This window comes from Vibrio sp. VB16 (assembly GCF_015594925.2).
In the GTDB taxonomy this organism is placed as follows: Bacteria; Pseudomonadota; Gammaproteobacteria; order Enterobacterales; family Vibrionaceae; genus Vibrio.
This window is the reverse complement of the sequence record NZ_CP087590.1, coordinates 763,228-787,680: the sequence shown is the minus strand read 5'-3', so window position 1 is coordinate 787,680 and position 24,453 is coordinate 763,228. Positions and strand designations below refer to the sequence as shown.

The 24,453-nt window shown below is 41.4% G+C and carries 22 protein-coding genes; 13 read left to right on the top strand and 9 right to left on the bottom strand.

The window, feature by feature from the left end; translation table 11 throughout:
- Nucleotides 1–219: 219 nt before the first annotated feature.
- The 3 genes from map (at nucleotide 220) to IUZ65_RS03805 (ending at nucleotide 4,502) form a co-directional block, all read left to right on the top strand.
- Nucleotides 220–1,083, top strand: a complete 864-nt coding sequence (gene map, locus IUZ65_RS03815; protein WP_195702473.1) for a type I methionyl aminopeptidase — start codon at nucleotides 220–222, stop codon at nucleotides 1,081–1,083.
- Between the two features lie 242 nt (nucleotides 1,084–1,325).
- The gene (gene glnD, locus IUZ65_RS03810) at nucleotides 1,326–3,950 is read left to right on the top strand and encodes a bifunctional uridylyltransferase/uridylyl-removing protein GlnD (RefSeq protein ID WP_195702472.1); all 2,625 of its coding nucleotides are present in this window, start codon (nucleotides 1,326–1,328) and stop codon (nucleotides 3,948–3,950) included.
- A gap of 168 nt (nucleotides 3,951–4,118) precedes the next feature.
- Nucleotides 4,119–4,502, top strand: coding sequence for a DUF3461 family protein (locus tag IUZ65_RS03805; protein ID WP_195702471.1), 384 nt, complete (start codon nucleotides 4,119–4,121; stop codon nucleotides 4,500–4,502).
- 96 nt (nucleotides 4,503–4,598) lie between these two features.
- Here IUZ65_RS03805 and IUZ65_RS03800 read toward each other — a convergent pair whose 3' ends face one another.
- From IUZ65_RS03800 to IUZ65_RS03780, 5 genes are read right to left on the bottom strand one after another with little or no spacing between them, the layout of a single operon-like run.
- The gene (locus IUZ65_RS03800) at nucleotides 4,599–5,573 is read right to left on the bottom strand and encodes a substrate-binding domain-containing protein (protein WP_195702470.1); all 975 of its coding nucleotides are present in this window, start codon (nucleotides 5,571–5,573) and stop codon (nucleotides 4,599–4,601) included.
- A 37-nt stretch (nucleotides 5,574–5,610) separates the two neighbouring features.
- Complete coding sequence (locus IUZ65_RS03795) at nucleotides 5,611–6,633, bottom strand: ABC transporter permease (protein WP_229637974.1); 1,023 nt, start codon at nucleotides 6,631–6,633, stop codon at nucleotides 5,611–5,613.
- A complete protein-coding gene (locus IUZ65_RS03790) occupies nucleotides 6,630–8,174 on the bottom strand; it encodes a sugar ABC transporter ATP-binding protein (protein ID WP_195702469.1) in 1,545 nt (514 codons plus the stop codon). The genes IUZ65_RS03795 and IUZ65_RS03790 overlap by 4 nt, the downstream gene beginning before the upstream one ends.
- The gene (locus tag IUZ65_RS03785; protein WP_195702468.1) at nucleotides 8,175–9,332 is read right to left on the bottom strand and encodes a Gfo/Idh/MocA family protein; all 1,158 of its coding nucleotides are present in this window, start codon (nucleotides 9,330–9,332) and stop codon (nucleotides 8,175–8,177) included.
- A 13-nt stretch (nucleotides 9,333–9,345) separates the two neighbouring features.
- The gene (locus IUZ65_RS03780; protein ID WP_195702467.1) at nucleotides 9,346–10,401 is read right to left on the bottom strand and encodes a sugar phosphate isomerase/epimerase family protein; all 1,056 of its coding nucleotides are present in this window, start codon (nucleotides 10,399–10,401) and stop codon (nucleotides 9,346–9,348) included.
- A 359-nt stretch (nucleotides 10,402–10,760) separates the two neighbouring features.
- Here IUZ65_RS03780 and IUZ65_RS03775 point away from each other — a divergent pair, with 359 nt between their 5' ends.
- Entirely contained in the window at nucleotides 10,761–11,750 is a 990-nt protein-coding gene (locus IUZ65_RS03775) for a LacI family DNA-binding transcriptional regulator (RefSeq protein WP_195702466.1), read from the top strand.
- A 43-nt stretch (nucleotides 11,751–11,793) separates the two neighbouring features.
- Here the strand turns inward: IUZ65_RS03775 and truC are convergent, their stop codons facing one another.
- Together truC and IUZ65_RS03765 are read right to left on the bottom strand one after the other, a co-directional pair.
- Nucleotides 11,794–12,522, bottom strand: coding sequence for a tRNA pseudouridine(65) synthase TruC (gene truC / locus IUZ65_RS03770; protein ID WP_195702465.1), 729 nt, complete (start codon nucleotides 12,520–12,522; stop codon nucleotides 11,794–11,796).
- Nucleotides 12,522–12,833 (bottom strand): YqcC family protein, encoded by a 312-nt coding sequence (locus IUZ65_RS03765; RefSeq protein ID WP_195702464.1) that lies wholly within the window; start codon nucleotides 12,831–12,833, stop codon nucleotides 12,522–12,524. The genes truC and IUZ65_RS03765 overlap by 1 nt, the downstream gene beginning before the upstream one ends.
- A gap of 81 nt (nucleotides 12,834–12,914) precedes the next feature.
- On the opposite strand from IUZ65_RS03765, the gene IUZ65_RS03760 reads away from it, so the two are divergent.
- The 4 genes from IUZ65_RS03760 to IUZ65_RS03745 all read left to right on the top strand — a co-directional run bounded on the left by IUZ65_RS03760 (nucleotide 12,915) and on the right by IUZ65_RS03745 (nucleotide 15,740).
- Nucleotides 12,915–13,961: a DUF3549 family protein gene (locus IUZ65_RS03760; RefSeq protein WP_195702463.1), complete on the top strand. Its 1,047-nt coding sequence runs from the start codon at nucleotides 12,915–12,917 to the stop codon at nucleotides 13,959–13,961.
- On the top strand, nucleotides 13,961–14,275 hold the full coding sequence (locus IUZ65_RS03755; RefSeq protein WP_195702462.1) for a DUF3301 domain-containing protein: 315 nt from the start codon (nucleotides 13,961–13,963) through the stop codon (nucleotides 14,273–14,275). The genes IUZ65_RS03760 and IUZ65_RS03755 overlap by 1 nt, the downstream gene beginning before the upstream one ends.
- Before the next feature lie 743 nt (nucleotides 14,276–15,018).
- Nucleotides 15,019–15,300, top strand: coding sequence for a hypothetical protein (locus IUZ65_RS03750; protein WP_195702461.1), 282 nt, complete (start codon nucleotides 15,019–15,021; stop codon nucleotides 15,298–15,300).
- A complete protein-coding gene (locus IUZ65_RS03745; RefSeq protein WP_195702460.1) occupies nucleotides 15,297–15,740 on the top strand; it encodes a YaiI/YqxD family protein in 444 nt (147 codons plus the stop codon). Before IUZ65_RS03750 ends, IUZ65_RS03745 begins: the two co-directional genes overlap by 4 nt.
- Nucleotides 15,741–15,751: 11 nt before the next feature.
- On the opposite strand, the gene IUZ65_RS03740 is transcribed toward IUZ65_RS03745, so the two are convergent.
- Together IUZ65_RS03740 and syd are read right to left on the bottom strand one after the other, a co-directional pair.
- Entirely contained in the window at nucleotides 15,752–16,528 is a 777-nt protein-coding gene (locus IUZ65_RS03740) for a Zn-ribbon-containing protein (RefSeq protein WP_195702459.1), read from the bottom strand.
- A gap of 4 nt (nucleotides 16,529–16,532) precedes the next feature.
- Nucleotides 16,533–17,078 carry a SecY-interacting protein gene (gene syd, locus IUZ65_RS03735; RefSeq protein ID WP_195702458.1) on the bottom strand — a complete coding sequence of 182 codons (546 nt, stop codon included), beginning with the start codon at nucleotides 17,076–17,078 and terminating at the stop codon, nucleotides 16,533–16,535.
- 84 nt (nucleotides 17,079–17,162) lie between these two features.
- Between syd and queF the strand changes: the two genes are divergently transcribed.
- The 5 genes from queF (at nucleotide 17,163) to xni (ending at nucleotide 24,405) form a co-directional block, all read left to right on the top strand.
- A complete protein-coding gene (queF, locus tag IUZ65_RS03730; RefSeq protein WP_195702457.1) occupies nucleotides 17,163–18,008 on the top strand; it encodes an NADPH-dependent 7-cyano-7-deazaguanine reductase QueF in 846 nt (281 codons plus the stop codon).
- A 24-nt stretch (nucleotides 18,009–18,032) separates the two neighbouring features.
- A complete protein-coding gene (locus IUZ65_RS03725) occupies nucleotides 18,033–20,303 on the top strand; it encodes a tetratricopeptide repeat protein (protein WP_195702456.1) in 2,271 nt (756 codons plus the stop codon).
- Between the two features lie 104 nt (nucleotides 20,304–20,407).
- Nucleotides 20,408–21,982 (top strand): GGDEF domain-containing protein, encoded by a 1,575-nt coding sequence (locus tag IUZ65_RS03720; RefSeq protein ID WP_195702455.1) that lies wholly within the window; start codon nucleotides 20,408–20,410, stop codon nucleotides 21,980–21,982.
- Nucleotides 21,983–22,192: 210 nt separating this feature from the next.
- Nucleotides 22,193–23,551 carry a nucleotide 5'-monophosphate nucleosidase PpnN gene (gene ppnN, locus IUZ65_RS03715; protein WP_195702454.1) on the top strand — a complete coding sequence of 453 codons (1,359 nt, stop codon included), beginning with the start codon at nucleotides 22,193–22,195 and terminating at the stop codon, nucleotides 23,549–23,551.
- 83 nt (nucleotides 23,552–23,634) lie between these two features.
- Nucleotides 23,635–24,405, top strand: a complete 771-nt coding sequence (gene xni, locus IUZ65_RS03710; RefSeq protein ID WP_195702453.1) for a flap endonuclease Xni — start codon at nucleotides 23,635–23,637, stop codon at nucleotides 24,403–24,405.
- The last annotated feature ends 48 nt before the right edge of the window (nucleotides 24,406–24,453 follow it).

Sequence of the window (24,453 nt, the reverse complement as noted above, 5' to 3'; positions counted from 1 at the left end):
TCATAATGTCAAAGAGAACAGTTCATAACTCCGGCGCGCTTTATACCATAAATCGACGTCAAAAAGCCAGAAAATTCACCTCACAAAAGTAGATTTCTACTTACCCTTTTGTCCTAAGTAATGCTAAATGATAACGGAATTCAATTGCACTTAGCCTACTCACTGGTAGAATGCGTTGCATAAGTAGCCTGTACGTACAAAAAGAATTAGAGAAAACAGATGACGATTAAGATAAAAAACACCGCAGAAATTGAAAGAATGAGAATTGCAGGCAAATTGGCTGCTGAAGTTCTAGAGATGATTGAACCCTTTGTAAAACCTGGGGTAACAACAGAAGAGCTTGATCAAGTTTGTTATAAGTTCATCATTGATAATGGTGCTTATCCTGCACCACTCGATTATCACGGTTTCCCTAAATCTATCTGTACTTCAGTAAACCATATCGTCTGTCACGGTATACCCGCTACAGAAGATGCAATGGGTTCTACTGGTAAATCAAAACCTGGTGTGCTGAAAGATGGCGACATCGTCAACGTTGACATTACCGTCATCATTCCAAATGACAGCACGGTCTCTCTAGAAACACGTCCGCAGGGGTATCACGGCGACACATCGAAAATGTTCCTTGTAGGTGATGTCCATCCGGCTGATAAACGTCTATGTATGGTTGCTCAAGAGTCACTATATGCAGCAATGCGTAAAGTAAGACCGGGAAACACTATCGGTGATATCGGTACGACAATACAAAAATACATCAAAGGTGTGACACCTCGCTTCTCAATCGTCAAAGATTTCTGTGGTCACGGCATTGGGGATGAGTTTCATGAAGAACCTCAAGTCGTTCACTATAAGAACAACGATCGACGTATACTTCAACCCGGTATGATTTTTACTATTGAACCCATGATCAATGCTGGAAAGTTTGGCTGTAGCGTAGACTCAGAAGATGACTGGACGGTATACACTGGGGATGGGAAAAACTCGGCACAATGGGAACATACCATACTGGTGACTGAGACGGGATGCGAAGTGTTGACTCTTCGCGCTGAAGAGACAATTTCTAGAATATTAATTAACAAGTAATCGTCATCTATGAAAAAATCCTCGCCTATAGTGAGGATTTTTTATGGCCAAAATTTGTCCTTTTATACTATTGAAGCGATGACTTTTCTCCTATTTGAACCCGCCTATTATTTAGCTGTCGCTACATTTCAAATTTATAACCGCTTAGCCTTCGTAGATAAGTGACCTCGACAGACCTTTCCAATGCCTTTATCTACTGTTACATTGGTCTCAATATTGGTTTCAAGCACGGACGGCAAGGAATGCCCAACTTATCTCCACTAAAATTTGACGATTCTCAACTCAATCCTACGGACATTAAGAATCAACTCGACAAATTATCAAATTATCAAAATGAACAATTTCTTAAGCATCAACCAGTCACTGATTTGGTCTTCGCCCGTTCAGAATATATGGACCAGTTATTACAACGGTTATGGCGTTATTACCAGTTTTCAGATGTTGAAAATCTCTGTTTAATTGCGGTTGGTGGTTATGGTAGAAGTGAATTACATCCTTTATCAGATATCGACATTCTCATACTTTCTGACAAACCATTAACCACAGAACTGGGCGCAAAGGTCAGTGAATTTATTACCTTGTTATGGGATTTGAAATTAGAGGTTGGTCACGCGGTACGAACAATAAAGGAATGTTCAGAGGTAGGTAGTGACGACCTTACTGTTGCGACTAACTTGCAGGAAGCTCGCCTTCTTTGCGGTAGTGAAGAGGCCTTCATAAAACTTAAATTGCTTGTCTTATCAGAAAGTTTTTGGCCCAGCGTGGATTTCTGCCAACAAAAGATAACCGAGCAGAAAGAGAGACATGCCCGCTACCACGATACAACCTATAACCTTGAACCAGATATAAAATCGAGCCCAGGTGGCCTGCGAGATATCCATACCTTAAGTTGGATAGCAAGACGGCATTTTGGTGCGACGTCTTTGCTAGAGATGAGTAAATACGGCTTTCTTACCGACGCAGAATATCGTGAATTAGTCGAGTGCCAAGATTATCTTTGGCGTGTTCGGTTTGCCCTTCATATGGAATTAAAACGCTACGACAACCGACTTACATTTGCCCATCAGGCACAGGTTGCTCTACATCTAGGTTTTACTGGGGAATACAACATCCCAGTTGAAATGATGATGAAAGAGTTCTATCGAACACTAAGACGTGTTGCCGAATTAAACAAGATGCTAATTAAGCTTTTTGAGCAGGCGATTATCAACGATGGTGAAGAGTTACCGGCAGAAGATCTTGACGATGATTTTCAGCGTAGAGGCGCGCTTATTGAGGCAAAAAAACCCGCACTTTTCCAAGCGAGACCCGAAACCATATTAGATATGTTCATTCATATCGCTAACGACTCAAGCATAGACAGTGTCGCACCTGCAACACTTCGTCAACTTAGGACTGCTCGGCGACGTCTCAATAAATTTCTCCATACCATACCGGAAGCGAGGGAAAAATTTCTCGCTTTATGTCGCCACCCAAATTCACTGTATCGCGCCTTTCCACTGATGCATAAACTCGGCGTTATCGCCGCCTATATTCCCCAATGGAGTCAAATAGTTGGTCAAATGCAGTTTGATCTCTTCCACGTTTACACCGTGGATGAACACAGCATGCGACTGCTCAAAAACATCCATGCCTTTAGCCATATAGAGAACCACAATAAACACCCCATTTGTTGCGAAGTGTACCCGAGGATGCAGAAAAAAGAATTGCTTATCCTTGCCGCCATTTTCCACGACATAGGTAAAGGCCGCGGAGGGAATCATTCTGAAATTGGTGCCGTTGAAGCTTACGCATTTTGTATTGAACATGGGTTATCGAAACCAGAAGCCAAGCTCGTCTCGTGGTTAGTGAAAAACCATTTACTGATGTCTGTAACCGCTCAACGACGTGATATCTATGATCCCGATGTTATCGCTGAATTTGCTAAAACAGTACGTGATGAAGAGTACCTCGATTATTTAGTTTGCCTGACCGTTTCTGATATATGTGCCACCAACCCTGAACTGTGGAACAGTTGGAAACGAACGCTATTAGCAGAGCTGTATCATTCTACGCAACGAGCGCTTCGTAGAGGACTTGAAAACCCAGTCGATGTTCGCGATAGAATTCGTCACAACCAACAATTATCATCAGCCCTATTAAGAAAAGAAGGTTTTTCTGCTAGAGAGATCGAACTGCTTTGGCAACGATTTAAAGCAGATTATTTTTTAAGGCATACTCACAAACAAATCGCTTGGCATTGCATCCATTTGTTACGACATAGTGATGTGGAACAACCTCTTATACTGGTTAGCAAAAAAGCAACGCGTGGAGGCACAGAGATCTTTGTTTACTCTAAAGATCAGCCCGCACTCTTCGCTAGCGTTGTGGCTGAAATAGATCGCTGTAACCTCAATGTCCATGATGCTCAGGTTATGAGTAGCAAAGATGGGTATATACTCGATACGTTTATGGTCCTCGACCAAAATGGCGATCCTATAAAAGAAGAGTTCCAAGATACCTTGATTACTCGTTTAACTGAAACTCTAAAACATACCGGTCCAAAGAAGGTTCGAGTGAGGCGTGCACCGAGGCAACTCCAGCACTTCAATGTAAAAACTCAGGTTGATTTTATCCCGACTAAAACGGGAAAAAGAACACTGATGGAGTTTGTGGCCTTAGATTTTCCAGGTCTTCTAGCAACGGTAGGTGAATCCTTTTCCCAACTGGATATACATCTCCACGGCGCAAAAATAACCACCTTTGGTGAGCGAGCACAAGACTTGTTTATTATCACCTCTTCTACTGGTAAATCACTGTTAGATCACGAACAGGTAGAACTAAGAAGTATGTTAGTGAAAAATGTTTCAGAACTAGCAGATAGGTAGCATAAAAAACCATGACGAGAGAGCAGATCGCGATCTCGTCCACAACTCTTTTCTACTCGACAAAAATCATCTATCTACTAAGCTTTTACACTGCTAAAGTTATATTAATTAATTCAGTTAATTAATTATCACACACTATATTTGACACAATAATTCAAGAGGTAAGCTATGTATCCAAACCTTACTGGTTTAGGGATTCATGATCCTAAGCAAATAGAGCGCTATTCACTACGCCAAGAAGCTCACAAGGATGTGTTAAAAATTTATTTTCACAAACAAAAAGGAGAACTGTTTGCGAAGAGTGTGAAATTTAAATACCCAAGGCAGATAAAAAATGTTTTGGTTGATGGTGGAACCCATCAATATAAAGAAGTCACAGAGATCAACCGCAACCTGACGCTTGTCATTGATGAACTCAATCAATTGACAAGACCCGCGAAACTCAATGGAAAAGATCTTAAAGAGAAAATTCTATCCGATCTCCGTCATTTAGAAAAAGTGGTATCTAGCAAGATTCACGAAATCGAATCTGATTTAGAAAAACTCAAGTAGCAAAAAGAAACCCTATAGAAAATGGCTCAGACAATCAGTCTGGGCCATTTTTTTATACATCAAATCATTAAATCTATGTATGCGTAAAATAGTTAATTAGTATGCTGCGCTTGGCGTATAGAAATCTTCTACATTACTCTTATCGACAAGTTCGGCCGCGAGTATCACTCGTGAAGGAACAGTGTGGTACATCTTACCTAACTTCTCACCTTTTAAGCCCGTAACCGCTAATGCGACACCTGAGGCAACCATGCTCGGTGGATAGGTAACCGTTGCCCTCACCACTTTGTCTCCATCCATAACCATTTTCATGATGTCTTTAGACCCTGCGCCACCCAATACTGTTTTAATCTCAGTACGACCAGATTCTTTGATTGCTTGCATAATTCCTTTAAGCATATCGTCATCTTGACACCAAACCGCATCAATACGAGAGTGACGTTGCAGCATGTTTTCCATCACGGCTAAGGCTTTTTGCGTTGACCAATCGGCTGGCTGACTGTCTAAAATCTCCATACCTTTATGTTTGGCGATTTCAGCATTGAATGCGTCGACACGTTGCTTGTTAATTGGAATCGACATACCTTCGATGACAACAACCTTACCTTTGCCATCCATCTCTTCCGCTAACCATTTTCCACTCACACTACCGAGACCGGCATTATCCCCTGCAATGAACACGTTTTGTGCTGGGTGAGCAAGTTCTCTATCTACAACAACCGTATAAATACCGCTGTCATAAGCCTCTTCTATAACCTTCTGTAAGGTCGCAGGGTTGTGAGGTAAGATAACCAGTGCATCAATACCACGTATCATTAGATCTTCAACATCACCTACCTGCTTGGAGCCAGAACTCGCCGCAACGACGTAGAATTCAAAATCTTTTTCTGTTTCTTTAAGATCCGCGACTGCTTTTTCTGCCCACCACAACAATCCAGCTGTCCAACCATGGTCTGCTGAAGGTACTGACACACCAACTTTGTATGTTTTTGCGAAGGCTTGTGACGTACCTAAAATAGCAACAAGTGCTATACCAAGACTCAACTGAGCAATTTTTCTTATGAGTTGCATTAGTAGTTCTCCTTTGTTCTTAATAATAGTGTCTGGCTCAACTTGTCCGCTTAAATTGCATCAACACTGCAATTAGTATTACTAAGCCTTTCACTGTTCCTTGTAGGTAGGGGCTAACCCCTAGTAAATTAAGCATGTTATTGATGATGCCCAAAATAATGGCACCAACGACGGTTCCCCAAAGGGACCCTTTTCCTCCTGATAAGGATGTGCCACCGATAACCACAGCAGCAATCGCATCAAGTTCATAAAATAGACCCGCGTCTCCAGGACTGACCGAGTTAAGCCGAGATGACAGCATTACCGCTGATATACCGACGGCAAAACCAAGGATGACAAAGGTGAGAAAATAGATTCGTTCAACATTAATAGCTGAATATGCAGCCACTTTCGGGTTAGAACCCACAGCGCAAACATGACGACCGAATGCCGTATGCTTTAATAAAATATGGCCTAATATTGCGAGGATAAAAAACACCCAAACCGGAACAGGAAGACCCAAAAAGTATCCTGTCCCAACGTCTGGATAGTGTTGATTGTTGGAGACAGCTTCACCTGCGTCGCTTACATACAACGTAAGAGAACGATATACCGACATGGTTGCCAATGTGGCAACAAAGGAGGCAATTTTTCCTTTGGTTGTCAAAAAGCCATTAATCGCACCAAAGAATGCACCTAAAACCATCGCTCCTATGATAGCAATACCAACCGCGCTCCAACCATCGCCTAGGTAATTGAGCAGCATAATAACTAACACGCCAACAAGGGCGAGCATTGACCCGACAGATAAGTCGATGCCACCAGCAATAATCACGAAGGTCATTCCTAACGCGATAATTCCAGTATAAGAAACCTGCCTTAAGACATTCGTTATATTTCTGGGAATAAGAAAGTGTTCACTCGCAATAGCCGATAATATGACCAATACAAATAAAGCAATCAATGGTGCAAGGCTGCCAAAATTGAGTTTACTTAGCCACGATGCCTTTGCAGTCGGAACTCTGTCTTCTGTTTGATTACTCACTAGGGTTTTATTATTCATCTCTGCGGCCTCACTCATGCGCTCACTTTCTCAGAAGGTATGTGTTGGGTCTCGGTCTTTTCGGCTTGCAATCCTGCAGCCAATAGCATTATTTGTTGTTCTGTAATCGCTTCTTTTTCTAACTCTCCTTGCAATTTACCCTCTCGCATAACCATGACTCTATGCGCCAGCCCTATCAGTTCTTCCATTTCAGACGAGATAACAATCACGGCAAGTCCTTGCTCCGTTAAGTTTTGAATAAAGTGGTAAATATCTTTCTTAGTATTCACATCTACCCCTCTTGTCGGTTCATCCAAAATAAGGATTTTCGGTTCGGTATCCATCCATTTCGACAGATACACTTTCTGTTGATTTCCACCGCTTAGGTATTGCAACTCGGTATCCAATGACGCGGCTTTAATATCAAACTGAGAGACATATTGCTTAGCTTTAGTTCGGGCTAATTTGTGTCTAATTAACCCTTTGGTATAGCGCGAAAGAGAAACTAAACTGATGTTCTCTGTAAGATCAAACCCCATGACTAAACCCCGTCCTTGGCGATCTTCACTTAAGTAAGCAAGTCCCTTTTGAACCGCCTGCTTAATATCATGAATATCGACTAACTCTCCAAATACCTCTATCTGTCCAGATTGTCTTTTTCTTATTCCCATTACGGCTTCGGCAACTTCGGTTCGACCACTACCAACCAGTCCAGCAAAACCAAGAACCTCACCTTTATGGACATGAAAATCGATGCGTTCACCCCCACCTTTAAGCGATAAATTAGACACTTTCAACGCAACTTCTTTCGTTGATATCGATTTTTTAGGAAAAATTTGGTTCAGTTCTCGCCCAACCATTTTGGTCGCCATATCTTGCTCATTTATCTCAGACACATTATCAAGAGACACTAAATTTCCATCTCTAAGAATCATTAGTCGATCACATAACCTTTTCACTTCTTTTAGTTTGTGAGAAATAAATAGAACGGTGACACCTTGGGCTTTCAACTTATCAATTAAAGTAAACAAAACATCAACTTCTAAGCTGGTTAGCACGGTCGTAGGTTCATCCATAATTAATATTCGAGCGTCATAAACCAACGCCTTCGCAATTTCAACCATCTGCTTTTCAGCGACGCTAAGATCTTCTATGAGAGCGTCTGGATTAAGCTCTGTATCAAGCATTAATAAGAGTTCAACCGTTCGTTGACGCATAGAATATTTATCTAACAACGCGCCTTTTTTTATTTCTTGTCCCAGAAAAATATTTTCAAACACATTTAGGCTAGCGACTAAATTAAACTCCTGAGGGATCATCGCTATTCCGTGTTTCTTGGCATCAGATGGGGAACGAATCTCCACTTGTGAACCATCAATCGAAATCGTTCCACTGCTCGCGTGGTAGATCCCATTAATTATTTTGAGCAATGTAGACTTACCCGCTCCGTTCTCACCCAGTATTCCAAGAACCTCTCCAGCCACAATATCAATACTGATACCATGAAGTACTTGAACTCCGGAGAAATCCTTCTTGATTGAATCTAAGCATAAAAGTGGTTCGTCTACATGTTTACCCATTTAAAAGTCCTCGATCGAAATCCAATTACTGTTTTGCTCAGATGATGCAATAACAGCATTGATAAAACGCATCCCATCAACGCCATCTTTCAATTGAGGTAGGAGACTTTTACTCAACACTTGCTCTGCTGATTCACCTGCTTTCACTTTTACAATGCAATCCGCAGCCTCATAATAGAGATTGGCAAAGCCTTCTAAGTAACCTTCTGGATGTCCGCCTGGCGTCCTTGTTAAATACGGTGCCGTCTCCAAATAGCCGTTACCCGCTCGTGTCAAAATTTGAACCGCTTGGCCTAACAGGCTAAACACCAATTGATTTGGGTTTTCTTGTGACCATTCCAACCCCCCTTTCTCTCCGTAAACACGAAATCTCAAACCGTTTTCATTACCTGGAGCAACCTGACTACTCCATAGCATTCCTTTCACGTTCTGTTCAAATCTCAGCATTGCACTGACGTTATCATCCAACTGACGACCATCAACAAACGTGGTTAGCTCTGCACTCACCTGCTCCAATTTTAGGCCACTGACAAACCGTACTAAGTTGTAAGCATGTGTTCCTATATCACCAAGGCAACCAGCCGGACCAGATCGTTTTGGGTCCGTTCGCCACTCCGCCTGTTTATTGCCTGAATGTTCGGTATCTGTGCTCATCCAATCTTGCGGATACTCCACTTGAATAACCCGAAGTTTGCCTAATTGACCATCGGCTATCATCTGTTTCGCCTGACGAACTAAAGGATAGCCAGTATAATTATGCGTAAGTACAAACAACTGCCCGCTCTTGCTGGCTATCTCTTGTAGCTTGTATGCATCGGCGAGATCTGAAGTTAAGGGTTTATCGCAAATAACATGAATGCCTGCATCGAGAAATGCCTTCGCGACCGGAAAATGCATATGATTAGGCGTGACAATAGCCACAACATCTATTCCATCATCTCGAGCCGCTTCTCTTTTTGCCATTTCATGAAAATCACTATAAATGCGTTCAGGAGAAAGCCCGAGTTCTATTCCAGACTCTGTTGCCTTTGCAGGATCGGCACTTAATGCACCAGCTACCAACTCATAACGACCATCAATTCGAGAAGCAATTCTATGTACGGCACCTATAAATGCCCCAATACCACCGCCTACCATACCGAGTCTAATCTTCTTCATTACCTCGTCTCCTTTAGCTCAATCCAAGTATGCGTAAATTTGCCGAGTCATCGGTCGCCACGTCTGCAAAATCATCAAATGCCTTATCTGTTACTTTAATGATATTTTCTGAAACAAACCTTGCCCCTTCCGCTGCACCTGATTCTGGATGCTTCAAACAGCATTCCCACTCAACGACGGCCCAACCATCGAAGTTATACTGAGACAGTTTGGAAAAAATACCTTTAAAGTTAACCTGACCGTCACCGAGAGAGCGGAATCGAGCCGCTCTTTCCACCCATCCTTGATAGCCTCCGTAAACGCCTTGCTGCCCAGTAGGATTAAATTCCGCATCCTTGACATGGAACATACGAATACGATCGTGGTATCTATCAATGAAATCGAGATAATCAAGCTGCTGAAGAAGAAAGTGGCTCGGGTCATACAGAATATTGGCTCTTGGATGGTTGTCCACTTCGGCTAAAAACATTTCAAATGTAATACCGTCATGTAAATCTTCACCTGGATGGATTTCATAACATACATCGACACCAGCTTCATCAAACGCATCCAAGATAGGTCTCCAGCGCTTACCCAATTCGGCGAATCCTGCCTCGACCAACCCTGCTGGTCGCTGTGGCCATGGATACATAAATGGCCATAAAAGTGCGCCCGAAAAAGTAGCATGTGCGGTCAACCCTAAATTTTTAGACGCTTTTGCAGAAAGCATTAGTTGATTTACTGCCCACTCTTGTCTTGCGCTAGGATTTTTATGTACCTCAGGAGGAGCAAAGCCATCAAACATCTCATCATAGGCAGGATGAACAGCAACCAGTTGCCCTTGTAGGTGAGTACTTAGTTCGGTAATTTCAACACCATATGAAGCAACCATGGTTTTAAGTTGACGACAATATTCGACATCTACTGCCGCTTTTTCCAGATCAAATAATCGTCCGTCCCAGGTTGGAATTTGGACGCCCTTATAGCCGATACTTGCCGCCCATCTCACCATATTCTCTAACGAATTAAATGGTGCTTCATCCCCTACAAACTGCGCAAGAAACAGTGCTGGGCCTTTAATAGCTTTCATAATATTCCCTTACTTCACAACGCGAGCCAAAACGCACTTTTGTAATCGATTACAAAAAAAACTTAATAAAAATGCGTTGAATATCTTAATAATCCAGTGTCAAAACCAATTAAATCCAACGCATCATTTTTGTGCATGAATTCAAATATAGTCTAATAACTAGACGATTATTAGTCTAAGTAGGACGATAATGTGATGTATGTTGAAAAAATAAACAATTTCACAACAAGATATTTGACCTGATATACAATTAATCTTTTTCATAATTAGAAAACTAATTTTCATAAAATTGTAATCCGTTACAATTGTAATTGCCCAGTATACTGTCACGTAAAACAAGTAGTCATTCAGGTGAAAACATGCCCACAATAAAAGATGTAGCGAAGCTTGCTGGCGTCTCCACCGCTACCGTTTCTAGAGCGATGGCTGCACCAGAAAAAGTATCGGCAAAAAATCGTAAAAAAGTGGAATTAGCGGTAGCTGAATGCGGTTTTACACCGAATGCCATTGCCAGAAATTTGCGTAAAAGCGAATCGAAAACGGTGGTTGTCATTTTACCTGATATCGCCAATATGTTTTTTGCTGATATCGTCAAAGGGATACAATTGGTTGCCCAACAAGAAGGTTATAAAGTTCTTCTCGGTGACTCTGTTCATACTGTACAACAGGCAAAAGAATACATTGATTTGGTTCGAACAAAACAAGCCGATGGGATCATCAGTTTAACATCGGAACTTCCGAGTGATATTCAGAAAGGGGCCAACATTCCGATTGTCATGGCCTGCGAATATTTTAGTGGTTTCCCTATCCCAACCGTCCGCGTAGACAATTTTGACTCCGCCAAGAGAGCAACGGAATACTTAATTGAACTCGGTCATACAAGAATTGGTTGCATCACAGGTCCAATGGGAAATCCGATCTGTGGTGACCGAAAACAAGGCTATATCAAAGCAGAGAGTAACGCCAATATTGACATCAACGACAACGCGTTTGAATCTGGAGATTTTAGTTTTCATTCTGGTTACGCCGCCTTTCAAAGGCTCGCGACCCAATATGAAATGACGGCACTTTTTTGTTTTAACGATATGATGGCACTAGGTGCTATGCGTGCAGCGATAGAGATGGGTATCGACGTTCCAAAACAGCTTTCAATTATCGGCTTTGATGACTTATTGTTTGCGCAGTATACGACCCCTCAATTAACCACGATTCGCCAGCCTCAAAAACAATTAGGCGAAACCGCCATGCAAGTTCTTACAAAGATTCTTAAGGGCGAAAAAGTCCCGCAAGACAGCGTCATACCGACACAACTTATAGTAAGAAGCAGTTCAACTATCGCGGCTAAATAAATGACTATAACTACAAAACCCATCAGGTAATGGACCTTGAGTGCTAACTCATTAACACGTGTTTCCACTCAAATTCTGCCATTAGCCTAAGCCAACAATCATCGAAGCTCGCTTTTATGCAGATGTCAGAATGGGTGTAAGGGTGAACAAACTGCAGTTCCGTTGCGTGTAGAAATAGTCGATGAGCCTGATAGTTTTCGCGAAACAATCGATTATGTTTACCATCACCATGTGACGTATCCCCGACAATAGGATGCCGTAGATGCGCCATATGACGACGTAGCTGATGTTTACGACCTGTATGAGGCTTCAGTTCAACAAGGCAATATCGGCTGGTAGGGAAGCGGCCCGTCGAGTATGGTACTTCAACTTCAGCTAATGGAAGATAATCGGTAACCGCTTCTTGCGGTTCTTTATCTGTTTTAGCGAATTTATCCGCAATTTTATCCAACTCTTGTTTCAGTGGATAATCAAGCGTATCGCCTTCTTCTATCCATCCTCGAACAATCGCATGATAGGTTTTTTTCATTTCATGATTGGCAAACAAAGGCATCATTTCTGATGCAACTTCACTTGATAAAGCAAAAACCAATACACCAGAGGTCGGCCTATCTAACCGATGCAGTGGGAACACATGCTGACCTATTTGATCTCGTAATGTTTGCATGACAAATTGAGTTTCATACTTGTCCAACCAAGAGCGATGAACAAGCATGCCTGCTGGTTTGTTTACCGCAATGATGTACTCATCCTGAAAGAGAATCTCGAGCATTATTGACACTCCTCATCAATCCTATGCAACAGCGTTATCAATTCCAATGTTTTGGTCTCCATTTTCCAAACCTCTTCAAAATAAGGCGAAATAGCAAAACCACTTGGAACGCGCTGCTGCTCTAACATTTCTCTCATTTTCGGGATGAATATCCATTGTAACCATTGCTCAGGTTCTAATGTGTCCAACGCAAAAGGTTCTTTACTCTGCAGCGCACTTTCTTCCGGTTCTTCACTGTCCCAAAGGCACAGTCGTTGTAAGCAGATTTCGGTTTCTTGCAGGAGAGTAAATAGAGGAAGATCGTCAGTCATAAGAATATTGCACGTTGCCACCTTGAAATTTTCGGTAAGAGTACCATTTATTAACCAAAGACCAATAGAGTAATTAACGAAATGGAAAACATTCAGACCCTAACTCAACTACTAAAAAATAGTGGTTGTGAATACAAAATTTTTGATTTAGGGAGACGCATCCTATCGGTTGAGAATACGTTATTTTCTAATGTTGAACTAGGTCAACAACCTTATCCATATCCTCTACAACGACAAGCTCATATCGCTATAGCCTATTGGAATAAAGAAAAACAGCCTTGGATCTGGTTTCTAAAGTTCCCTCTTGATGAAAGAGGTTTGTTGAAGCAATCTGATATTGGTAACTTCATAAAATATGTTATTGAAGCTATGGGGACAAGATTAGGAGGAAAACTGGATGAGCAACAAGAACAAAAGCTTGCGAATAATCCTTACACATTCAAACCTTCCGAAGACAAAATGGCTGTTTTTCACAGCCAGATCCGCGCCCTTTTAAACATGCAAACGAGTCAATACTATGAGCATGCTCAGCACTATTTTAATGGGGGGTTAGGTTGGGATAAATGGCAGACCGTTGGCTTACAGGGTATTGCTGATATCTGTGCTCGAATTCACCAAGAACAGAATGGTGTCATTATTCGAAAATCATTGCGCCATATTCCCAGTGAACCAAAGTACGCATTACTGGGCGTATTAGAACACACCAACCTTTCTGAAAAGCTGTCCAACACACTTTTAGAACTCGCTCAAAAAGAGTGCGCCCTTAACAACCCAGATCTATTTTTGGTATCGGCATACGTTAGAGCCCTATCAGGCGCACATTCAACGCAATTGAGAATACTTGTCAGCGAGATACTACTCAGCCCACTGTTAAGTCATCAAGAGATACTGGTTGGTATTGCAGGTCGATCTTGGCATGCGCTGGAAGACCCAAAAATAGCGGAACAATATCTCTTAAGGCTGGCACAAACTGGCAATCAAAAATTATTTAATCAATTGTTTACTGATCTCGTCATGCAACCCGCGCTTCGCTTAGTGCTTTTGCCGCTGCTCCACAGCCATCCTTCAGACGAATTAGCCACTGCTCTTGTTAGCTTACAACAATCCACCAAATCGAAGGCGAAATAATGATTAGCGATCTATTGGCCATAATTGGACTGGGTTTTGGTTGTTTTCTATTCTGGCAACAACGAAGACAGTCTGAATTAGCAAAAGCCGCGATTGCTAAACGATGTGATCAACTCGATTTACAACTTTTAAGTGTTTCATTTGGTTCGCATAGAATAAAAACGCCAGAAGGAAAACTAAAATGGCATACCGCTTATCAATTTGAGTTTTCTGCCTTAGGTGATGACTGTTATCAAGCAAATGTCATTATGCGAGGGTTTAGACCAGTACGTTTCAACATCCCACCTTACCGGATGGGTGATTCCATTTTATAAAAAAGAAAAGCCCCAATACTTTCGTATCGGGGCTATGATCTTACTTGCAGCAATCCAGCTACCAAATATGCTCCATGCATCATCCATAATAGTGCTGAATCCGTCAGCTTATCCTTTACATCGCCATCCTAGCAGTGTCCTAGTCATCCTAACTACTAACGTTCCTCGTTAGCAAACATCACTTGTTCCTTGAGCGGTGTCCTTTACATCATCCTGATGCTGTTCCTTGCCTGATCCTTTCAGGTGTTCCATCGCAAATCCTTGCCGCTAGCATCCTACTAACGTTGCATCCTGCAATGTCCTTTGTCCTTTTAGATTACTATCCTAGTAATCTCACTTCTTCCTGAAGATAACCAAACCCTTGGTTATTCCTAAATCCTTTGTCAACGTCCTGTTGACGCAGATAAGATTACTACCTTTAGAGTTTCGAACAAGACATTTACAGTATCATTCAGCCAACACAGACAAGTAACATAGGGACAAATATTTATAAAACAATTAGTTAACAACAAAATGGGCACCGATATCTATAGGCGTTATCGACTTCTCTTACACATTTGTAAGAGATCTCTTACACATAACTTCTTGATTAGACATTCTCAATCCACGAGATGTCATTGATAATAATGACCATGGTCTCGAATAATACTTAGAGCGATTGACGAAACATATAGACAGTAAGCTCTAGATAACTCAAGAAGGACAAAGTAGGATATAAACATAAAGAAATAGTGGAGTTCTAAATGCTAACCAAAGACGTATCTGCTGAGCTTGAACAGGCATTGCAAAAAATTCATGCCTCAGGAAAAAAACCAACCATTGCCCTCGTCAAAGCTCAACTGACAACGAGTATCCCCATGCCCGCGATTATCGCCGTCATCAAAAGCTGGAAAGGCAATCAATCTATCCCTAAAATAGAAATTGCAGAAAAAAAGGATCTCGATTTAGAAAAGCGAATAGAGCAACTTGAACATCAAGTTTCTGAGTTAAGTACTCGACTGAATGCATTAGAGGCGACAAAATGAAGATATGGGTTGATGCTGATGCCTGCCCTAAAGTTATTAGGGAAACACTATTTAGAGCCGCAGAAAGAACCGGCGTTGAATGCATATTTGTGGCGAACCATAGAGTACCGGTACCGACGCGCGTGAACATCAAATCCATTCAGGTAGAAAGTGGATTTGATGTGGCAGACAACGAGATTGTTCGACTTGTAGAAAAAGGTGACCTAATCATTACCTCTGATATTCCTTTGGCAGATGAAGTCATCACCAAAGGTGCGCTTGCCCTTAGCCCTAGAGGTGAGCTGTACACCAAGGAAACCATAAAGGCTCGATTAAATATTCGAGATTTTATGGATACCATGCGTTCTAGTGGCATTCAAACAGGCGGACCAAGCGCGCTATCTCAAACAGATCGAAGAGAATTCGCTAATCATTTGGATAAAGTATTAGCGAAACGATAGTCTTAAACCTGCTACTTCAATTGATCCCAGCTGATATTAGATACAATGCGGCATATGTCGCATTTAAAATAAAACACATCATGCAATGGGTTATCTAATAGCCACTCACCATCGCACTTCGGACACCTTCTTTCCCTCTCTTCTTTAAGTCCCTTACCACCAACTCGGTACAAATAGTAGTAAGTCGGGATTTGAGTTAGATATTCAATACGACCTCTGATATCCCACCCTCGACGGAATAGATCACTATCAATCTGGGTAATTTCCGCAAGGGCAGCATGTTCAGCCTTGCAACCACCTGCCATTTGCAATTCATCGCAGGCTTGCCACTCTGTTTGCCATTTAATAACGGCTTTGTGATCGCCATTTAACGTTGCCGGGTTTCTATAAAGCGGGATGGGTAAAAGCGTCTCCCCACTTCGTAGCGGAGAACACGTATGAACATAGGTTGTATACAATACTTGCCAATTTGGTGCCTCTTGCTCTGCAGCCTCTTCAGAATTTAGATCTCTTCCTACCAAGCGAATCTTAGGGGACAACAGACTCGCTTCAGATAACGCTTTTATACAAACATTAACATAATCAGAGTGGTTATCAGGGTGAAGGCTCTCCTCTTCAGGACAAACAGCCCTTACATAAAAGACCCCGTCGCCCATGACGATAGGAAACTCCCTACCGAGGATCTGACCGTTATACCTAAGCGCTTCCATCAGACCATTTACACCTTTGTCGACCGCAGAAACCGTCGTGTTGTCGAAGCATTCAAACTGTAATTCAGCAACAATCATCGTGCTATACCTCTGGTACAATATCAGTCAAGAATTCAGTCACCGTTTGCGCTAAGACATCACGCTTATCTGTTCCCAATCTTTCCAATATGACATTTCCGCTAATATTACAGATAGAAATAACGTCCAATTCGGCGTCAGTCACCCCAATAAATACCGTTGGTTTCAACTTCAATCGCCTTTGTGTTACTAGATGACCCAATATGTTTTCTTGTAAGCGAGTATAATCTTCATCGCTCCAAACTTGCAGTAGAGTAAATGGCTTATCTTGCCAGTTGGCTTCCATATCAGCACTATACTGGCAACCATAAAATGTCTTTATGTCGTCATGTAAATCAATTTCAATGCCATTTTCCACGTTAGAAAAATCGGCCATTTCGTCTCGTTGAACTGGCTGCCAAAAAACCGCATCGCCCCTGTTTTTTTCCACACAGGGGGAAACCAACCCAACGAGTTCTTCATTCATAGGTAATGTTTGATATTTATCTTGCCAGGCTTGTTTATACTGAGCAGAAAAGTGATGCAAAGCATCCGCCACAGGTTGTGTCATGTAGCCTCCTTGACTTGAGTTAATGACAGCGTATACGCGATTAAGTAGAATCTTGGTTATTCTAATCGATAAATGCATTTTAGTATGAGCAAATATTCAAATTCCGCAGAACTTGTTGGTTTAACTCTTGGACAAAAAACAGAATACCGTCAACAGTATGACTCTACATTACTGCAACCTGTCCCAAGAAGCCTAAATCGAGATGACCTCAACCTGACAAATGACCTTCCTTTTAAGGGGTGCGACGTATGGACACTCTATGAGCTATCTTGGCTTAACAACAAAGGACTTCCACAAGTCGCCATCGGCGATGTCTCTATTCCTGCGACCAGTTTGAACCTCATCGAATCGAAGTCCTTCAAACTCTATTTAAACAGTTTCAATCAGACACCGTTTGCAAATTGGGATAAGGTAACGGAAACACTAGAAAAAGACCTGTCATCTTGTGCAGGTGAAGCGGTTCAGGTGGTTCTCAACCCTTTGTCCTCATTCACAAATCAACCCATTCAGACTATGGACGGGGAATGTATTGATGATCAAGATATAGAGGTGAGCGACTATCAATTTGATCCTGAGTTTTTAAATGGGTCCATTTCAAACGAGCAGGTAACTGAAACGTTACACAGTCATCTTTTAAAATCGAATTGCTTGATTACCAATCAACCAGACTGGGGCAGCGTAGAGGTTAAATACACGGGTAAGAGAATCGATAGAGAAGCACTATTAAGGTATCTCGTTTCATTTAGAGAACACAATGAGTTTCATGAACAGTGTGTAGAAAGAATCTTTATGGATATTACTCGATATTGCTCTCCAGATTCTCTAACGGTTTGTGCACGTTATACGCGTCGAGGTGGATTGGATATCAACCCATACCGCTCGTCAGAATCGTCCGCACCACAACACAATCATAGATTAGCTCGCCAATAGCTTAACAAGGTGTAAAACAAACTAATGTCAATATCTGCATTTTCTAGATTCATTATTTCGACTGTATTGTTGTGTGCCACCCTTCTGTATGGAACGGCAGCACTCGCTGAAGGGGCCACAACAACCCTTTTAGAAGAAGCAGAAAAATTGATCGAAATTGTTCCTGAGCGTTCAAAAAAAATTGCTCAACAATTTCTTAGCGCAAGGACGTTAACCGAGAAGAGCCAAGAACAAATCCAAAAGCAGTCCACCGACAATGCCGTTCGTACACCTATTACCAGTATTAAGGCGCTGCAAATCATTTCAAAAGCAAAGTATATTTTGGGTGATTATAAAGGGTCAATAATCAGTATTGAACAAGCAGAAACGCTTGCCAAAACCTATAACTTGCCTAACCAGGTGCTCAAAATTCAATTACTAAAGGCTACTTTACTGTGGCGACTAACCCAGGATGAGCACAAGATAACCCCACTGATAACAAACGTTGAAGAGAAATTAGAAAACAGTGAGCACACCATTTCGATCACGGAGTTAAAGTATCAGTTACTGATGTTAAAGGCAGAAATCGCCATATCACTACAAAACAATACGCTTGCTCTGGATTACTTTTCTCAAGCAAATAACCTGCTAGTCAAACTTGATCAAGAAGAGCTATTAATAAAACATCAGATTATCTTAGGTGAGTATTATTTAACCAATGAGAACTATAATCAGGCCCTTTATCAATTACTATCGGCGTATTGGTCCGCCATCGAGAAAGATAAACCGGTCTTGTTAGCCAAGATAAATCGCATCATCGCCGATCTGTTCATTAAAAAGTCTGTTCTAGACAAAGCGTTAGAGCATCTATCTCAGGCCGCCGATTTTTACGACAACTACGAGAGCTCAAGTAATCTGGCCGATATTCTCAAAAACATGGCTGATATCTACTACTCTCAAGGCCGATACAACCTCGCACTGGTTCATTACTTCAACGTATTAGACACCGATGCGGTAAATAGAAATACGGCAGAAATTATTCAGTTACGCTTGGACTTAGCAAAAACGTATCTTCAGCTTTATAACTACCCGCTTACAGAACAATATCTGCAACGGGCAAACGAATTGCTGGCCTATGCAAAAATAGACAACTTAATGGCCACCTCTTTTTTACTTGGTGCTGAATTAGAGTTTCTGAAAACCAATATTGATAAAAGCTTATCCCTGACAAAAAAAGCGCTTTTAATTGGCCAAAAAATAGACGATAGCAATATTCAGCTCCATGCGTATCTCCTTCTTACAAAAACATATGAATATTTAAATAATTATTCTAAAGCATTTAGTAGTGGAAAAAAGTATGACCAATTAATAACCGCTAAACAGCAACAATTATTAACTATCTCAGAAAATGATTTTAGAGAACAAAAACTATTTATTGAGCAATCTTTACATTATAAAGACCAATCAAAATTGCTGCAAAAAAGCAATGAAAAGCAAGTGCGTTTTAAATATGCAAGCACAACCTTGTTTGCTATTTCATTACTCATTCTAATACTTTTTGTTCGACGCGGTATTGTGAATAAAAGAATGAGAAACCAACTAAATGATCTTTACAATGACCACTATACGCACCCTCGTTCTGGCTTACGTAACTTCCGACTGTTAAATGTAAAATTACCCTCCTCACTAGAGCAAAGTAGTGCCAATTTTGAACAGTGGAAAACGGGTGAACTGATCAATGAACCTCTTCACGATAAACTCCGTTTCATCATGATTGAGTTACCAAGTTTAAGAACCGCTTACCTTCAACAAGGTTACAATGCAGGTCTGCAGCTCGAAGCAGAATTTGGGGCATTTATTAAGACAAAACTGGACAGCCCAGCAAGGCTTTATCATTTTGCTGACGGTATGTTTTTATATGTTGAACCAAACACCAACCCGAATAAAACGGCCAGCGAATTATTTGAACAAATACATAATTGGGTAAAAGAATTTAAACCGGAGAAGTTACTTGATAGAACTATTAGAGCTGGTATTGCCGATTATCCATTTCTACCCAGAGCCTATACGGCTATAAATGACAAAGAATTATTAGATATATTATTAATGGCTTCTAACCTTGCCCGATTACAAAACCACCAACATGGTGGAAATCAATGGGTCTGCTTAAGAGCAATAGAAAATGCACCCGCTGCGAGCTTTGCCAGTAACGATATTCGGTCTGCATGCCTTTCCGCTATCGAAAACGGCCTAATAAAAATTGATTCTAGTGATAAAATTGAGGACAACATCATAAAATTAAGTATCATTGAATAATTTACTGGTTGTTGTACGATAATTTGAATGACCTGCTAGTTATTTTTGTTATTATCATTTAGATGTATTACTCCAAGGATCAATGTGCGCCATCTACTTAATATATGAGTGAACTAAATCTTGCAGGTCGGCAAGAAATTCTCAAGCAGATCGACCAATTTAAATTACAATTAGAAGAGGCAAGGCTTAAACACCGAGATGCCTCATTCAAGCATTCGAGGGAAGCGCAAGTCCTGAAAAGGGTTGTGACAAACTTAAGTACCGCGTGTATGGGGTACAATGTTGAACTTGATGCCGCTGTCTCATCGTTGAAAGCCGCTTTTCAACAACAGCAAGATATATCTAAGTTGATTCCTCGCTTGGCCATTCTCGAGCGCATGCTCAAACAAAACAGTAATACAATGGAAAAACAGAAAATTCATCTAGATGACAGAGTAAGACATAGCGGTGAAACACTGCAACGCATACCTGGGCTACCCGCCCAACTTAAACGTGATCTAAGAAATTTATTGAGTTTTCCGTCAATAAAAAATCATAACCAGCTTGACCAAGCCACTCGACTACTCACTATCTATGAAAAGGCCATCAAAATCATTACGTCGAGTAGTGCTCATTCGTTACAAAAAACACCCGAAGTCAATCAGGAACTACTTAACAAGTTAGCGGAAGAGTTACAACATCTAATCAGTGAGCTTGATTTTGATGGTGAATCTGGTGATTTACTCAATGATATTCGAATCAAGTTATTGGTTGGTGTCGGTACTGAAGCACTTATAGAGCTTACCCTACAGATACTAAAACTGGTCATTGAAGGCACTCATTACGAACGCAAAACATCCGAACTGTTCTTAACTCAAGTTAACAGTTCACTAAGTAATGTCATCAAAAGCTCAAACCAAAATACTGAGCAAACCTATGCCTATTCAGAACATCGAAAACAGATGGCAACGCAGCTACTGGATATCTCCAACGAAAGCCAAGAAGCATTAGATAAAGCCGTCGACCTCAAAAGCGCAAAATCAGCAGTAAAACCATTACTCGACCAAATCACCATGCTGACGGAACGTCTAAAGCACAACGAGCAAAGAGAAAGTTCTGTCATTGAAAGAATGCAGCACAATGGTCGCCAAATAGAAGGGTTGTACGAATTAACTCAGGATCATCGACGCCGCTTAGATGACCAAGCAAAACGCATCCTCATCGATCCTTTGACCAAAGTATTCAACCGAACGGCATTTCTTGAAAAACTCGAACTTGAATATCACAAATGGATTCGCGCACAAAACAAAATTTGTCTTGTTCTTCTCGATATCGACAACTTCAAATCGATCAATGACAGCTTTGGTTATACCGCGGGTGATAAAGCACTCAAAATCATTGCTCGTACCATTACAAAAGAAGCAAGGGATATCGATATCGTTGCTCGTTTTTCTGGTGAAGAGTTTATCTTGATTCTTCCTGATATCGAAATGAAAGAGAGCCGCGCGCTTATTGAGAAAATTCAACTACATATTAGTCGACTACCCTTTAAGTTCAGAGATCAAAGCATCAGCGTGACAGCATCAGCAGCGTGTACATCTCTAAGAGATACCGATACGCCAGAAGAAGTATTAGACCGATTAAATCTTCTACTTAATGAATCCAAGCGCAAAGGCAGCAATCAAATAGTTATCAAGTAACCTCACCCTTCTCTCTTTTTCCTGTTTTAAACCAATTCTTATAGAAAAAACCGTATTTCACTTGTACTCCTGCATCAATGGCGTATATGGTTAAAGCTATAGTTCTTAATCTTCAACAGGTTAAACCACATTCTTTGCAGGGTTACCTATATTATCTCTACAGGTTTAAAACCTACCAATAATAATACTTCCTATCGTAAGGAGGATCATATGATTACACATATTAGCCCAGCCGGCAGTATGGATTTACTTTCTCAACTAGAAGTGAAGCGCCTTAAAAAAGAGGCGACGAGCGATCTCTATCAACTTTACCGAAACTGTACTTTGGCTGTACTTAATTCCGGCAGCCATACCGACAACTCTCAAGAGTTACTCGATAAACACAAGACCTTTGATGTCGATGTAGTTAGCCGAGAACGCGGTATTAAACTCGAACTAACCGATCCCCCAAAAGATGCCTTTGTCGATGGCACCATTATTACCGGAATCCAAGAACATCTCTTCTCTGTGCTTCGCGATATAGTCTATGTCAATATGCATGTTGCTCAAATACATAGAGAAAAACAAAATGACCCCGAACATATTACCAATTTGGTTTTTGCTATTTTAAGAAATGCGGGTGCACTTCATCCCGGTATTGAACCTAACTTAGTTGTATGTTGGGGCGGCCATTCTATCAACCCTAATGAATATCAATATACGCGAGAGGTTGGGCATGAATTAGGGTTACGAGACCTAAATATATGTACTGGATGTGGCCCCGGAGCAATGGAAGGACCAATGAAAGGGGCCGCTATCGGTCATGCCAAACAGCGCAAAGACGAAGCACGGTATATTGGCTTAACCGAGCCTTCCATTATTGCCGCCGAACCACCAAATCCTATCGTCAATGAACTCATCATCATGCCCGATATTGAAAAACGTCTAGAAGCGTTTGTTCGAATGGGGCACGGCATCGTGATTTTCCCCGGAGGACCAGGAACAGCAGAAGAGCTCTTGTATATTCTGGGTATTATGATGCACCCAGATAACGCTGATCAACCTATTCCTATCGTTTTAACCGGACCGAAGGAAAGCGAAGCCTACTTTCGTTCAATCGATGCGTTTGTCGGCGATACACTTGGTGAACAAGCTCGGAAACATTATCAAATCGTTGTCGATGACCCTGAAAAAGCCGCTCGTATTATCAAAGAGGCCATCCCAAATGTTAAAGCACACAGACAGTCGACTGAAGATGCCTACAGCTATAACTGGTCATTAACCGTCTCTCCAGAGTTCCAACATCCCTTTGATCCTACCCATGAAAACATGGCTAATTTAGATCTGCATATGGATCAGCCAACAGAGCGCCTTGCGTCTAATCTGCGAAAGGCATTTTCAGGCATCGTGGCAGGCAATGTTAAAGCAGAAGGTATAAAAGAGATTGAAGAGCACGGCCCATTTATCATCGATGGTGATTCAGAACTAATGGACAAGATGGACAAATTGCTCAATGACTTCGTTACCCAACAAAGAATGAAGTTGCCCGGTTCGGAATATGTCCCATGCTATAAAATCGCAAGTAATTAAGAAAAAAACATCAGAGGTTACTTAGCTAACTAAATTGAGTAGAATAAGGGCTTAACGGTAAGTCCTTATTCTATTGGAAAACTATGTCTATACATCTAGTGATTATTGATGCGCTGAACCTTATAAGGCGAGTACACTCAGCTCAGCCTGATCCTACTGACATAACCAGAACAATAGAGACCACCAAAAGAACCCTCAATCGTATTCTTTCAGAATCAACGCCTACTCATATCATCGCTGTTTTCGATCATCATCTTCAAGACAGGGGTTGGAGAGCAAAGCTGCTACCGAAATATAAGCAAAATCGTAAACCTATGCCAGAAGCGCTACAACAAGGCTTAGACAGCATTCAAGGTGCATGGTGGGAACTGGGAATTGATTCACTCCTATCAGACGGGGATGAAGCGGATGATCTCGTGGCAACACTTGCTGTAAAAGTAGCTCAACACGGGGAAACCGTCACTATCGTCTCGACAGACAAAGGTTATTGCCAACTTTTAGCACCTACATTGCAAATCAGAGATTATTTCCAACATCGTTGGTTAGATGCCTCATTTGTAGAGAATGAATTTGGCGTTAAACCCAGTCAACTTTCTGATTATTGGGGGCTCACTGGAATCAGCTCCAGTCAGGTTTCAGGTATTCCTGGTATTGGGCCAAAAGCGGCAAAAGAGATATTGACCCAGTTTGGCAGTATAGAAGAAGCTTATAATTCAGATGAGTTGGTCGAAAAATACCGCAAAAAATTTGAAGAACATATAGAGCTAGCGAAGATATGTAAGCAAATTTCATCACTCAAAACCGATGTTCAACTCGGGTTTAATCTGCAGGATATTCGATATACCCCTAATTAGTTGCTCAGTTCAACGTGAACCAAGCAACAGACAAAATGTACCTAATCG